Annotated in this window: 10 protein-coding genes; 2 read left to right on the plus strand and 8 right to left on the minus strand. The window is 65.0% G+C overall.

Features of this window, described 5'->3' with window-relative positions:
* Window positions 1–203 precede the first annotated feature (203 nt).
* The 4 genes from BC443_RS14905 to BC443_RS14920 form a co-directional block, all read right to left on the minus strand.
* Window positions 204–1,274: a GlxA family transcriptional regulator gene (locus tag BC443_RS14905; RefSeq protein WP_071232622.1), complete on the minus strand. Its 1,071-nt coding sequence runs from the start codon at window positions 1,272–1,274 to the stop codon at window positions 204–206.
* Between the two features lie 138 nt (window positions 1,275–1,412).
* Window positions 1,413–3,425, minus strand: a complete 2,013-nt coding sequence (locus BC443_RS14910) for a RecQ family ATP-dependent DNA helicase (RefSeq protein WP_071232623.1) — start codon at window positions 3,423–3,425, stop codon at window positions 1,413–1,415.
* A 31-nt stretch (window positions 3,426–3,456) separates the two neighbouring features.
* A complete protein-coding gene (locus tag BC443_RS14915; RefSeq protein WP_071232624.1) occupies window positions 3,457–5,223 on the minus strand; it encodes an MFS transporter in 1,767 nt (588 codons plus the stop codon).
* 169 nt (window positions 5,224–5,392) lie between these two features.
* Window positions 5,393–6,160: an ATP-binding cassette domain-containing protein gene (locus BC443_RS14920; RefSeq protein WP_071232625.1), complete on the minus strand. Its 768-nt coding sequence runs from the start codon at window positions 6,158–6,160 to the stop codon at window positions 5,393–5,395.
* Between the two features lie 170 nt (window positions 6,161–6,330).
* Here BC443_RS14920 and BC443_RS14925 point away from each other — a divergent pair, with 170 nt between their 5' ends.
* Both BC443_RS14925 and BC443_RS14930 read left to right on the plus strand, forming a co-directional pair.
* Window positions 6,331–7,530: a hypothetical protein gene (locus BC443_RS14925; protein WP_071232626.1), complete on the plus strand. Its 1,200-nt coding sequence runs from the start codon at window positions 6,331–6,333 to the stop codon at window positions 7,528–7,530.
* The gene (locus tag BC443_RS14930; RefSeq protein WP_071232627.1) at window positions 7,527–7,979 is read left to right on the plus strand and encodes a GNAT family N-acetyltransferase; all 453 of its coding nucleotides are present in this window, start codon (window positions 7,527–7,529) and stop codon (window positions 7,977–7,979) included. Before BC443_RS14925 ends, BC443_RS14930 begins: the two co-directional genes overlap by 4 nt.
* A gap of 6 nt (window positions 7,980–7,985) precedes the next feature.
* Here the strand turns inward: BC443_RS14930 and BC443_RS14935 are convergent, their stop codons facing one another.
* The 4 genes from BC443_RS14935 to BC443_RS14950 all read right to left on the minus strand — a co-directional run bounded on the left by BC443_RS14935 (window position 7,986) and on the right by BC443_RS14950 (window position 14,126).
* Complete coding sequence (locus BC443_RS14935; RefSeq protein ID WP_071232628.1) at window positions 7,986–8,495, minus strand: sigma-70 family RNA polymerase sigma factor; 510 nt, start codon at window positions 8,493–8,495, stop codon at window positions 7,986–7,988.
* Between the two features lie 129 nt (window positions 8,496–8,624).
* Window positions 8,625–11,126, minus strand: a complete 2,502-nt coding sequence (locus BC443_RS14940) for a GNAT family N-acetyltransferase (protein ID WP_083387436.1) — start codon at window positions 11,124–11,126, stop codon at window positions 8,625–8,627.
* A gap of 61 nt (window positions 11,127–11,187) precedes the next feature.
* The gene (locus BC443_RS14945) at window positions 11,188–12,549 is read right to left on the minus strand and encodes a lysine N(6)-hydroxylase/L-ornithine N(5)-oxygenase family protein (RefSeq protein ID WP_071232629.1); all 1,362 of its coding nucleotides are present in this window, start codon (window positions 12,547–12,549) and stop codon (window positions 11,188–11,190) included.
* Window positions 12,543–14,126: an aspartate aminotransferase family protein gene (locus BC443_RS14950; protein ID WP_071232630.1), complete on the minus strand. Its 1,584-nt coding sequence runs from the start codon at window positions 14,124–14,126 to the stop codon at window positions 12,543–12,545. The genes BC443_RS14945 and BC443_RS14950 overlap by 7 nt, the downstream gene beginning before the upstream one ends.
* Between the last annotated feature and the right edge of the window lie 56 nt (window positions 14,127–14,182).

Genomic DNA, 14,182 nt, shown 5'->3' on the forward strand with positions numbered 1-14,182 from the left:
AACGTTTGCGACTGGATAATTGAATGGAGGGGAAGCCAGGTTCGAGCGTAAAACCGCGCTGTGGCCTGGCAGCCGTGCGCTTCTGGCCAGCCGGGAGAGGCAGGGCCTATCCCGAGAACGATATTGACGACGCTAACGTTTCCGACAGTCGGGCTGGGTCGAACGGGGCGGTGCCGACACGGAGCGCGAGCGGATAGACGCCTTCAGCGCTGAGCAGGCGTGGCGATCTCGAGCGCTCGGGAGGTCTGGCCGACATGGAGAAAGAACGGGTCCACGAGCCTGGCGCGCTGATCCTCGGAAAGCCGCCTGACCTCCGAAGGAGGAATGCCGAACACCTCGCGAAAGTGACGCGAGAAGTGGGCCGTGTCGGCAAAGCCGCAGCGCTCGCCGATATCCGTGATGCTGTGCTTGGTGTAGTTAAGCATCCAGCATCCGTAATGCAGACGCAGGTCGCGGGCGAATTTCTGCGGCCCGACCCCGAACTGTTCCCGGAAATGGCGCTCGATGTTGCGCCGCGAAGTATGCAGGCGCTTCGCCAGCCGCTCGATCGTGACGACCTCGCCCAGATGCTGCTCGAAGATCGAGATGGCCCGGCGCACCAGCGGATCGGAAACCCGGCTGAAGACCACGGGCTGCGGCTGGGGATGTTGCCCGGGCCGCGGCTCGTCGATCAGCATGATATGCAGGCTCTTCTTCGCCCATAGCCGCCCCAGGTGTCGCTCCACCAGGTACGCGGCCAGGTCGGCGGAGGCCACGCCGCCGGCACAGGTCAATCGATTGCCGTCATCCAGGAAGAGCTGGTCGGCCACCGGCTCGATATCCGGGTAGCGTTGCACGAGATCGGCATGGTGATACCAGCTGATGCAGCATCGACGACCATCCATCAACCCTGCCTTGATCAGGGAGAAGACCCCGGTACAGACACCGACGAGAGGAACGTCGCATTGTGCGGCCAGGCGCAGATAATCCAGCGCCTGCTGATCCTCCTCTTCGGCCGCGCCGAGCACGCCGCCGATGACCACGATGTAATCGAAGCGCTCGGGGGCCGTCAGCGGTCCGCAGCCGGTGATCGTGGCGCCGCTGCTGGAAACGACGTCCTGCCCGCCACTGCTCATGAACTGCCAGCGACAACGGATCTGCTGACTGCGGTCGCCGTCGTCGGCGGACAGCCGCAGGCAATCGACGAAGGCCGCGAACGGCAGGATGGTGAAGCGCTGCAGCAGCACGAACCCGACCGAAAGCGGCTCGTCTGGAGAGGAGAAATCTGGAGCCATATCGTAAGTCTCAGGGCATGGTCGAGGCCGAGGCATCAAACCAGTTTGTCATAACGCACGCTGATACGTCGCTTCCGTAATCCCAGGAGCAGTGCTCGATGGGCCTCGTTGCCATTCACCATCGGTCAATGTCTCGCATCAATGTCTCGCGCAGGCATTGGCCCACGCCTTGATCTCGGGATAGGGGCGCTGCTCGAAGACGCCAAAGCCGGGCAGCTGCCGTGCCTTGAGCGGCGTGAAGACCGGCATGGCGAGCCCGCACAGAAAGTGCGCGATGCGTTGCGCGCCCGGCACCGTGCCGATCTGCTCGCGATGCCGCTCGATCAGCGGCCGGGCGTATCGTTCGAAGTCGGCATCGGTCAATTCAGGCAGCGCCGCCGCGCTCGGCAGGCGAGCGACGTGGCCGTGGCAGACCGAGCAGTGGCCGCAGCCCTGGGTTGCCGTCTGGGAAAAATGGTCATCGCCGAAGTAAGCGGCGAGTCGTCGGGTCAGGCAGGTATCCGATTCGAACAGCGCCAGCGTCGCCTGCAGACGTTCGATCTCGATCTGCTCGCGGGACTGGCTTTCCGCCAGCAGTTGGTCGGTCAGGGCGTCGATGTCGAACGCGGGCTGGCATACCTCGTAGACATCGGTCATGCGCTTGCCTTCCAGCACCACCCAGCCCTTGTCCTGGAAGTACTCCAGCGCCGTGATGACGCGCGAGCGCGAGGCATCGATCCCCGCGTCCACGCCGGCGCGGTAGAGACGCTCGAAATCCACCGTACCCCAGGTCTTGGCGATGGCGATTGTGTCGACCAGCAGGCGCACGAAGTCGGCGCGTTCGCCCTGAAAGCGTGCGATCAGGTCGCCGGGCTCCTCCAGATAGCGCAGCCGGTATTCGGCCAGATAGGCGAAGCGGGGCGCGATCACGCCGTGCATCTCGAGGCGCACCAGCAACGTCTTCAGCGGCAACAGACGGATGTTGCTGTCGCGGGAGAGCGTATTGAGCAGCACCGGCCACTGACGCTGCGGCTGGCGGCCGGCCTCGGCGATCTCGGCCAGCACGTGACGTATGCCCTCGCGTTCCGGCGTGTCGCCGTAGACGAAGTTCTCCAGCACGCGCAGGCCGTCGCGACCGGCCAGCATCAGGCAGCGTGACGGCTCGCCGTCGCGACCGGCACGGCCGATCTCCTGGCTGTAGTTCTCTATCGACTTGGGCAGGTCGTAGTGGATCACGTTGCGGATGTTGCCCTTGTCGATCCCCATGCCGAAGGCGATGGTGGCGACGATGCAGGGAATCTCGCCGCGCATGAAGCCCTGCTGGATCTCGTCCCGCGTCTCGCTGTCTAGGCCGGCGTGATAGGCGCGCACCGTGAAGCCCTGATTCGCCAGCGCCGCGGCGACCGACTCGGCGGTCTGCTGCAGGGTGACGTAGACGATGGTGGGCGCCTGTGATGCCGGCTGATGTCCTGGCGACTGTCGTGACGAGCGTTGCGGCGCCAGCCAGTCGACCAGCGCCGGCAGCCGGCGCTCGCTCTCTACCGGCTGCACCAGCAGCTCGAGGTTGTCGCGATAGAAACCGGTGGTGACGACGTCATCCAAGGCGATGGCGAACTTGGCGCGCATGTCGTCGATCACGGCGGGCGTCGCGGTGGCGGTCAGCAGCAGCGCCTGAGGGATGCCGAACTCGCGCTGGTAGTCCGGCAGCTTCAGGTAGTCCGGGCGGAAGTTGTGTCCCCACTCGGAGATACAGTGCGCTTCGTCGATCACCAGCAGCGAGATCGCGACCTGGCGCAGGAAATGGCGAAAGCGCTCGTTCTTGAGCCGCTCCACCGAGACCATCAGGATCTTCAGCTCGCCGCGGCGGGCACGGTCCATGATGTCGCGGGCAGTGTCGCGGTCCTGGGTCGAATCGAGGCTCGCGGCCGCCACGCCGTGGCGCTGGAGAAACGCCAGCTGGTCCTGCATCAGCGCCAGCAGCGGCGACACCACCAGCGTGAGATGCGGCAGGTGGAGCGCCGGCAACTGGTAGCAGAGCGACTTGCCGGCACCGGTGGCGAAGATCGCTGCCGTCGAGCGGCCGGCGATGACGCGCTCGACGACCGCTTCCTGGCCACCGCGGAACGCCGGGAAGCCGAACACCTCGAGCAGGGTATCGCGAGCGCTTTTCATGTTGTCTCCTGCGTCAGGTTCGTTTTACGAGTCATGTCCGCTGCTGCGGCCAGGGCACGGTCGTATCGGGCGCGGTGTCATCGAACGAGGTGACATCGGCCGGCGAATCGTCAGGCGGTTCGGTCTGGTTCGGCGTCAACGCCGGCTGGTCATACCGCGAGGAACGATAGCTGACGCCGTGACGCAGGCGCGGGGCCTCCGGGCCGCTGTGCAGTGCCGTGACCCGATCGATGACGGCGCGGTCCGCCAGCGTCAGCCGGTCCAGCATGCGCAGGTGCTGCAGCCAGTTGGGCACGAGGAACACCTCCTGCCACAGATCGCGGTCGACGACGTCACGGTAGAGCGACCAGCGCTTGGCACCGTTGCGCAGCCGCAGCTTTCTCAGTGGCCGCACGGCGCGGGCGAATTCGCGCAGACGTTCGCTGTCGATGCGGTATTCGACCGTCACCATGACCGAGCCCCGTGCCGGATTGAATTCGAAGTCCGGCTTGTGGGTGTGCGCTTCGGGCGCCTCGACCAGATCGTTGGCGTCCAGGTCCGGCAGCCTGGAAGGGAGCAGCAGCAACGCCGAGACGATCAGCAGCGCGCCGGCCAGCATCAGCGCCATCTGTACGCCCAGGCCGTCGGCCAGTTGCCCCCACAGCAGCGAACCCAGCGTCAGGCCGGCGTAGAGCGCGGTCTGATACAGCGCCAGGGCGCGGGCCTTGACCCAGTCCGGCACCAGTATCTGCACCGAGGAGTTGTAGGAAGCCACGGCCGCGATCCAGCAGCTGCCGCCGACGATGAGCGCCGGAAACAGCACCCACAGCGTATCGAGCCCGCCGAGCGCCAGCATCGTCAGGCCCAGCAACATCGCGGAGAAGCTGATCAAGCGGCTGCTGCCGACGCGCTGGCGGGCCCGATTGACCAGCGTGCTGCCGGCGATCGCGCCGATGCCCAGGCCGCCGAGCATGTAGCCGTAGAGCGAGGCGCTGCCGCTGGGGTGCTGATGGGCCAGCAGCGGCAGCAGCGCCCAGAGTGCGCTGGCAGAGATGCCGAAGATGAACGAGCGCATCATCACCAGCCGCGTGACGCTGGAGTACTGCACGAAATGCAGCGCCGCCTTGACGCCTTCCCAGATGCGTTCCGGGGGCAGAGACTTGGGCAGCACCGCACGCTTCCAGCGCCACAGCGCGGCGATCAGCCCGCAGAAGCAGAGCACGTTGAGCAGGAAGATCCACGCCGGCCCCACCGCGGCCAGCAGCAGCCCGCCGATAGCCGGACCGATGGCGCGGGCGGCGTTGTAGTTGACGCTGTTGAGCAGCACGGCGCTCGAGACCAGATTGCGCGGTACCTGCTCGTTGACCGCCGCCTGCCACGCCGGGGTGGTAATCGCCCCGCCGATGGAAACGCACAGAATCGAGACGATCAGCAGCGTCGGGGAGAGCAGGTTCATGAAGGCGATCAGCGTGATGAACAGCCCGCCGAGCACTTCGATGCCCAGCCCGAGCAGCATCACCTTGCGGCGATCGTAGTTGTCGGCGATCACCCCGGTGACGATCGACATCAGCACCAGCGGCAGCGCTGCTGCGACCTGGATCATCGCCACCGCCACTGCGCCGCCGTCGTTCGACGTCACCACCCACGCCGCCGCCACCGACTGCGCCCACACGCCGAGATTGGCGAACAGGTTGGCGATCCAGATCATCCGGAACGCCGGGACTCCCAGCGGGGCGAAGGTGCTGACATGCGCCGGGCGTGGCGGCGTCTGTTCGGGTTCTAGCGTCAGATCGCTCTGGCGGGAAACGGGTTGCAGCATGGCGAGCTCGCAGACAAGGGGCGAATCGGAAGGCAAAGCCTGAAGATTAGCATCCTTGGTTCAGCCGTGCGGGTCCAGCGCTATGGCGCTCCGGCAGAGGAGATGCCGATACGTCATGAGGTGGCAGACGACGCTCGCCGATCACGAGACAGGAGGCCGGGAAAATGGCCTACTGCAGCACCGCGATGGGGCAGGCATCGGCGGGGTGATTCATCACCCGCATCGGGATGCCGTAGATGGCTTCCAGATTGGTATCGTTCATCATGCTGGCGGGCTCGCCTTCGGCGAGAAGCTTGCCGCTATGCAGCGCGACCAGATGATCGCAGTAGCGTGCGGCCATGTTGACGTCGTGGAGCACGATGATCACGCCGAGGCCCAGTTCGCGACAGAGCTTGCGCACCAGCGCCAGCACTTCGACCTGATGGGCGATATCCAGCGCCGCCAGCGGCTCGTCGAGCAGCAGATAGCGACTACCCTGGGCCAGCAGCATGGCCAGCCACACGCGCTGGCGCTCGCCGCCGGAGAGCGTGTCGACCAGACGGTCGGCGAAGGCTTCGGTATGGGTCAGGGCGATGGCGCGCTCGATCTGCTGATGATCATGGCGATTGAGCCTTCCCAGCAGGCCATGCCACGGGTAGCGGCCGAAACCGATCAGCTCGCGGCAGGTGAGGTTTTCGGCGCTGGGAAGATGCTGCGGCAGATAGGCGACCTGGCGGGCGAACTCTCGCGGTTTCCACTGCGACAGCGGGCGGCCATCGAGCCGGATGTTACCGTGACTGACCGGCTGCTGCTGCGCGAGCAGCTTGAGCAGCGTCGACTTGCCGGAACCGTTGTGCCCGATCAGACCGTAGATCCGGCCTTCACCGAAGGTGAAATCGATAGGGGAGAGCAACGTCTTGCCCGCGATCTCGAAGCTCGCCGATTGGACTTCGAACATGGACGGGGCAACCTCGCAGCGAGTGGTGGGTCACAGGGTGGAATGCAATCCTAATTCAAATACGAACGCTTATCAAAGACACTTGTCGTCGTTTATCGATTGGCAGCGTCCCTGGCCGGACGAATATCCCTGTCTCTGGAGCGCGAACCCATGATAAGGAGCCCGACCCCATGAAAGTGTGGTTATCGATTGTGCTGTTCGCGCTCGTCGCCGGGGGCGTGTTGACCGCCGTTGCCTCGCACGAACCGTTCGAGCCTCGCATGGTGCGCCTGGAAGCGCAGCGGGCGCTGCCGTCGCTGGCGCCGACGCTGGCCGAGGAGTCGCCGGAGATCAACGCGCTCTTTCTGAGCTACGCCGACGAACCGGCGCTCTGGGCCGCTGCCTGGCTGGCGATCCGCAATCACGGCGATCTGGCTCGTGAAGCGCTGCGCGATTACGGCCTCGATCCCGCGTTCCAGCGCGTGCTGGTGCGTTTCGGCGCCGATGCGGTGCTGCCGGTGAGTTACTACCGCGATCACGATATCGCCACGCTGCGCGCCCAGCACTGGCTGGGCACCCGCTACCGGGCGGCAAGCGAACAACTGACGCGCTGGTGGCAAGACGATGCCGAAAAGGCGCCCGAAGCGGATCCGACGACGGCCGACAACGAAGCAACGCCGGCCACGTTGACGCCAGCGCATCGTGGTCAGATTGCCATCGCCATTCTCGAGGCCGAGGGCCACGGCTTTCTCGGGCAGTTCGTCGTCGGTGCGGATGGAGAAGTGCAGTGGCTGCAGAGTGAACGTGTGGTGAGCGATATCGGCGATTTCTTCACCAGCGGCCTGCGCGATCTGGAAAGCCAGTGGCGACGTGGCGAGCCGATCGGCGTTGCCGACATGGGTTGGGCCGGCGTTGACCTGCTGGTGATGACCAGCGCGATCAAGGTGCTGCGTGCCGGCCGCGCGGTACGTACCGGAGCCGCTGTCGAAGGTCAGGGCGCGCGGGCGGCGGGGCGTGGCGTGCTGGTCGGGGGCGGCCGCTTCGTCAACCTGTCGCGGGCGGCCAAGGTCGCGGCGATCACTGGCACGGCCTACGTGGTGGTGCGCCACCCTAGCCTGGTCAGTGCGCTCGGTGCCAATGTGGCGAAATGGATGGGCTGGCCGCTCTGGCTGGGGCAGTTCCTGATCTGGACGCTGGTGCTGCTACCATTGCTGATCGTTGCGCGATTCGTCTATCGCTGGCTGCTGGCGCCGCTGCTGTGGCTGTTGGTGCCGTTGCTGAAAGCGACATCGAGAACGCCTCGCTGGCTGATGAAAAGACGGCAGCTGCAGGTCGATGGCGCCTCAGGCATTCAACCGAAAAACCACTCCAGAACGGATCCCGCGTTATGAATGATGACGTCGATCATGACAATGCTTACCGCCTGATCTTCGAGCCGCCCGAGCTTGATACCTATATGAGGCTCCGTGATGAAGCCGGCATGAACCCGCGCAGTGCCACCGGTGCCGAGCGCGGTTTGCCCAATAGCCTGTTTGTCGTGCAGGTCGTTCACGAGGGCGAAAATGGAAACGAGACGGTGGGCATGGGCCGCGTCGTCGGCGACGGCGGCTGCTTCTATCAGGTGGTGGATATCGCCGTGAAGCCGGCGCATCAGGGGCGTGGCCTGGGCAAGCGGATCATGGGCGAAATTCGCGCCTATATCCTGCGCGAGGCGCCGGAAAACGCTTTTGTCAGCCTGCTGGCGGACGGCGAGGCCCATCGGCTCTATGCCCAGTTCGGTTTCGAGCCAACCGCGCCTCATGCCATCGGCATGGCGTGGTATCCCAAGCCAAGCAACTAGCGGACGTCATGTCACGGCCATATCCAGGCTGTCGAGCTCAGTCTGGCACCGCGTCAGGGCCTGGGCGATGTAGCGCCCCGCCATGCGTTCGGAAACGCCGAGTCGATCACCGATTTCGCGCTGGGTCATGCCCTCCATGCGGTGCCAGATCAGCGCCTGGCGTAGCCGTTCCGGTAATCCGGCCAACGTCTGCGTGAGCTGGCGGACACACTGCTGCCGGCAGGCGTCGGCTTCCGGGCAGGCGCGTGGGCAGACCAGCACCGGCGCCAGCGTGTCGATGGCGATCAGTTCGGGCGCCTGTCGTCGGCGTTGATCGATCAGCAGATTGCGGGCGATGCGAAAGAGATAGGCGCGCGGGCTATCGAGCACGTTTTCCGACGCGGTGTTGAACAGGCGCAGGTAGACCTCGTGACACAGATCCGCGGCCTGATCCCGGGAATCGAGCTGGCGGCTGAGAAAGCCCAGGAGTTCATGATGGTGCTGACGATAGAGAGATTCGAACAGTGCTTCGCGCATGATGGCGGCCCTGGGGGCAGAACGACAGAAGTGTCGCGATCATGGCAAAAATGAGAATCATTAGCAATTGGTTGGGGCCGGGCGCCTCGACATGTGCCCGGCGATGGATCGGGTTGGGCGTCGGTTACCTCATGTCGACACGGTCGGTGCGTCGCGCTCGTCCCCGGCGCCGTTTCGCCGTTCAGACATCGGGCGATAGGCGGCGATGGGATTGGCAAGCGTGCCGGCGAACTGCAGGTTCTTCGACGGATCGGCGAGATCGATCATCTGGCGGTTGTTACGCAGCTGCAGCCGGTTGAGGCAGGAGAGCGTGAATTCCGGCGCGAACAGGTCGAAGCGTTCGAACTTGGCGGCGAACTCCGGGTGTCGTTGCTGGTAGTCGATCACGCACGCCGCCACCAGTTGCCAGAACTCGTTCTCCTCGAGCTGGTTCGAAGCCACCAGAATCTCGGCCAGAAAGCGGAAGAAGCAGTCGAACAGATCGGTGAAGATCGACAGGATCTTCAGCTCTTCCGGCACCTCCACCGCGATGCGCCGGGCGGCTTCCGGCAGCGACTGGCCGCTGTCGAAGATGCCGGTCTCCTCGCCGATATCCTTGAGGATCGCGCCGACCGGTACCTGATTCTCGAGTTGCAGGATCAGGTTTTCGCCGTGGGGCATGAACACCAGATCGTGGGCGTAGAAGCAGTGCAGCAGCGGCGTCATGTAGGCGGCCAGGTAGCGCTCGATCCAGCTGCGAGCGCCGATGCCGGAGGCATCGATCAGTGCCGGCAGCAGCGCGTCGCCACTGGCGTCCCGGTGCAGCAGCGCCGCCATGGTCATCAGCCGCCGATTGGGCGAGATGCGGGTGCACGGGCTCTCACGCCACAGGCAGGCCAGCATTTTCTGATACGGGTGCTGTTTGTCGGTGGCAGCCTCGAAATCGGCATGGTGATAGCCCAGCGTGGCGACTTCACGCAGTACGCTGAACCCCCGTGCCTGCAGTTCCGGGTCGCTTGCGACCAGGTTCTCGACCCACGCATTGATGGCCGGCGTACCCTTCATGTAGTGGGGCGACAGCCCGCGCATGAAGCCCATGTTGAGAATCGACAGCGCGAACTTGACGTAGCGCCGCTTGGGTCGCGAGACGTTGAACCAGGTGCGGATCGACTGCTGGGCGCGGTAATCGTCGTCCGCCTCGCCGAGCAGCACCAGGCGCTGCTCGGCGACTTCGCCGGCAAAGGTGATCGCCAGTTTGTGGCGCCATTGCCATGGGTGGACCGGCATCAACAGATAGTCGTCGGGATCGAGGCCGAGCGCACGCAGCCGAGCCACGAAACGCTCCCGTACCGAGGCGTCCAGTTCGTCTTCGATGAGCGATTCGAAGTCGAGCCCGTCGATGGCGCTGTAGGTCGTGCAGTGACGCGCTGCCGCCAGCCAGACGGGGCGAATCGCGGCGCCGGCTTCCGGCGCATAGCGGTGATAGTCCTCGATATCGAAGCCGATCCGCCCGCTGTTGGCGACGAAGCAGGGATGGCCTTCGCTCATCGTCGCCTCCACGGTCTGGAAATCGGCCAGTGCGAGTTCGCCGGCCGGCGGCACGTCTCGGCCAAGCTTGTAGGCCATGCCGGCCAGGGTGCTGGCGATCTCTTCCAGGTAGGTGGGCAGATTGTCGGGATCGATGTTCAGCCGCGCACGGCATTCCAGTAGAAATTGCGCCACGTCCAGCGCTTGCGGATCGCCTTCGCGGGTCTTGGCAAGCGTTCCCTTGTCGATCCACCAGTGATCCAGCGCCATCCGGCGGGCGCGGAAACGATAGACGATGCTGTCGCTATCGGTGGTGAGCCGATAATCGGCCCAGCCATCGGCCTCGGGCAGGGATTCCGCTAACGGCGTCAGCAGGCGTTCATGGGCGAACTCGCTGATCGCCTTGCCCAGCAGGTCGCGATTGGCGCGCTGCCAGCGGTCGGGGCGGAGATGGGCGATCGCTTCGTCCATTGCGGTGTCGGGGCGCTGCGAGGCGTGCAGCGACTCGAATCGCTCGCGGGTGCAGAACCCCAGCCGGGCAGTCTTCTCCGCCAGCCGGATCTCACCCGCGTAGACGAATCCCGCCCGGCGGTTGAGCGGGTGGATCCTGTCGTTGGTGACGTCCGGCTCGACGACGATGCGGCGCGTCCCCGGGTCGCTGAACAGGAATGCCATGACGGTATCGATCACGGCCTGGCTGAAGCCGTGAATCGGCGATGTCGCTGGATCTTTCGGCGCGACCAGAAAGTGCATGCCATGGTCGCCGGGCTGGACCGGATAGTATTCGCCGATCGGGTCGTGGCGCGGGTCGTAGCATTCGACCAGAAACGCCGGCTGGCCATCGTGGAGGCCGATGAATGCCTGGGCGCTGTCGCTCTGCGCCATGTCGCGGTAGAAAGCGGTGACCTGGTCGCACGTGTCGTTGCTCATGCCCCAGAAGCGGGCGCTATCGCGGCTCACCCAATTGAACACGGTGTCGATGTCGCGATCGAGATCGAGCGGGCGCAGGGAGAGGGTGCCGATGCCCGGCCAGTCGCGATGAAATCTCAGGTCGGGCGAATAGAGGCTGCTGGCCAGTGACGAAACTGTCTCGGCGGCGGGCAGCCGGCGCTGCGGTAAGTTCATGAGTCTCTCTCTTGATGAAAGTCGGAAATCGGGAATGGCGAATCGGGATGCGCGGTGGCATTCACGCCGTGGCCCGCTGTGGCTGAAACACGCGGTCATCGGGCGCGCCGAAGTCCTGGAAGGTGAACCCGCGCTCGATCGGATAGACCTCGCGACCGGCGAGTTCGCGGATGATGCAGGCGTTGCGGTAGCACGCCATGCCGAGATCCGGCGCGACCAGCCCGTGGGTATGCAGCTCGGCGTTCTGGACGAAAATGTCGTCGTCGGTGCCGATGCCGTAGTAACGGCTGACCGCGTAGCGGCCCGCGTCGTCCCGTCGGATGCGGTGCTCGATCGGAGCCAGAAAGTCCTGCCTGTGCGCCGCGTAGCCGGTGGCGAGAATCAGCCCCGCCGTCCGGTGCTGGAAACGCCGGTTCTGCTCTGTCTGGGTGAAGGTCAGGTCGAAGCGGCGATGGGCGGCATCGAAATGGCAGCTTTCCAGCTCGGCGCAGGTGAGCAGGTGGGTATCCACCTTGCCCTGCAGGCTCTTGGTATAGAGGCGGTCGTAGATGGTGTTGATCAGGTCGAGATCGATGCCCTTGTAGAGCCCTTTCTGCTGGCGCATCAGTTCGTCACGGGTCGACTCGGGCAGGGCGTGGAAGTAGTCGATGTAGTCCGGCGAGGTCATCTCGAGCGTCAGCTTGCCGTACTCCAGCGGGAAGAAGCGCGGCGAGCGGGTGACCCAGCTCAGGGTGTAGCCGTGGGCGTCGATCTCGTCGAGCAGGTCGAGATAGATTTCCGCTGCGCTCTGGCCGCTGCCGACGATAGTGATCGCTGACTTCGCTTGTAGCGCCGCCTTGTGCTCGAGATAGCGCGAGGAGTGCACCACGCGCTCGGCCACCGGCTGGCAGCACGCCGGAATCATCGGCTCGCTGCCGGTACCCAGTACCAGCCGCCGGGCGCGATAGATGCGATTGCCACGGTCGTCGAAGTCATGGCCGGCATCGTCATCGAGATCGCCCGCGCGGGTGTCTCGGCAGTGAATGTGATAGCAACGTTCGTCGTCGTCATAGGTGATGCGCTGGACGTCGTGATCGAAGCGCAACGACTCGAGCTGCGTGGTGACCCACTGGCAGTACTGGTTGTATTCGTTGCGCAGCAGGAAGAAGTTCTCGCGGATGTAGAAGTTGTAGAGCCGCCCCTGGGCTTTCAGATAATTGAGAAAACTGAAGCGACTGGTCGGGTCGGCCAGCGTGACCAGATCGGCCATGAAGGGTGTCTGCAAGGTGGCGTCCTCGAGCAGCAGTCCGGGGTGCCAGTCGAAGCTCGAACGACGCTCGAGAAACAGGCCATCGAGATCGTCGATGGGGTCGGTCAGGCAGGCGAGGCCGAGATTGAACGGCCCCAGACCGATGGCGATGAAGTCATGTATGCGGCTCAGCATGAGGTCTTTCTCCGAACGATTGACGGGCGGGCAGCGGGCGATACCTGGGGCGACATCAAGGACGCGCCGATATCGGCGATCTCCGAGATCAGGGCGGTCAGATCCTCGGGGCGGGTCATGGGATTGAGCAGGGTGAACTTGAGATAGAAGCGCCCGTCGACCCGGGTGGCGGCGATGACCGCCTCGCCACGTCGCGACAGCGTCTGGCGAATCCGGCGGTTGATCGCCTCGATCCGGGCATCCTCTTCCAGCGCCGTGGGGCGATAGCGAAACACCAGCGTGCTCAGCGCCGGAGCCATCAGCACGTCGAAATCATCACGCGCTCGAAGCACGCGGCAGGTCTGACGGGTCAGTTCGATCACGTCGTCGAGACAGTCGCCCAGGTGATCGGCGCCCAGCGTGCGCAGGCTCATCCACAGCTTCAGCGCGTCGAAGCGCCGGGTCGTCTGTAGGCTCTTGTTGACCAGATCCGGCGTGCCGCCTTCGGCCTGGTCGCGGGGGTTGAGATAGTCGGCGTGGTAGGTGACGTGGCGCAACTGGCGGCGATCGCGCACCAGGCAGGCGCTGCAGCTCACCGGCTGGAAGAAGGTCTTGTGGTAGTCGATGCCGACCGAGTCCGCCTGCTCGATGCCGGCGAGCCAGTGGCGATGGCGCGAGGAGAGCAGCAGCCCGCCGCCGTAGGCCGCATCGACATGCAGCCAGATGCCGCGCTGGCGGCAGCGCTCGGCAATGGCGGGAATCGGGTCGATGCTGCCGAAGTCGGTGGTGCCTGCGGTGGCAACGATCGCGAACGGGATTCGTCCTGCCTCGTCGCACGCCTTCAGCGCGGCCTCGAGCGCATCGGGATCCATGCGCTTGTCTGCGTCGCACGGCACCGCGATCACGGCGTCGTAGCCCAGCCCCAGCAGCGCGGCGGCCTTCTGCACGCTGAAGTGGCTGACTTCCGAGGTGAGAATGCGCAGGTCCCGGTAGTTCGGGGGGAGGCCATGATGGCGATTGCCACCGTGGCCAGGCATCGCTTCGCAGGCGCTATCGCGGGCGATGGCCAGTGCCATCAGGTTGGACTGGGTGCCGCCGCTGGTGAACACCCCGTCGGCGTCGTCGCCAAGCCCGATGCGTGCCGCGGTCCAGTCGATCAGCTTCTGCTCGATCAGGGTCGCGCCGGCGCTCTGGTCCCAGGTTTCCACTGCGGTGTTGAGCGGCGTGGCGATCGCCTCGGCCAGGATCGACGGCAGCGTGATGGGGCAGTTGAGATGCGCGACGTAGCGCGGGTGATGGAAATGCACGGCGTGATCGAGATAGAGCCGCTGGACCTCCTCGAGGCTGGCATCGAGATCGCCGAGCGGCTGGTCGAGATCGATCGCCTCGAACGCGGGCTGCAGTTCGTGGGGCTCGATGCCGCTGCAGGGGCCTTGCGCTTGGGTCAGCGTGCGGCGCACCAGATCCACGCAGCGCTGCATGCCGCTGCGATAGGCATCCAGCGACCAGTCGTTGAACAGATCGACCGAATCTGGCCGGCCTGGCGACCGGGGCCGATGCAAAGGAATGGGCGTGACGAATTCCGTGTCATGTCGCATGACAGATCCTCCTGATTGCCTGTCGTGTAGCGCCTTTCCGAGGCTTCTCGAGCCGA

Origin of the sequence: Salinicola sp. MIT1003 (assembly GCF_001858555.1) — a bacterium.
In the GTDB taxonomy this organism is placed as follows: domain Bacteria; phylum Pseudomonadota; class Gammaproteobacteria; order Pseudomonadales; family Halomonadaceae; genus Salinicola; species Salinicola salarius.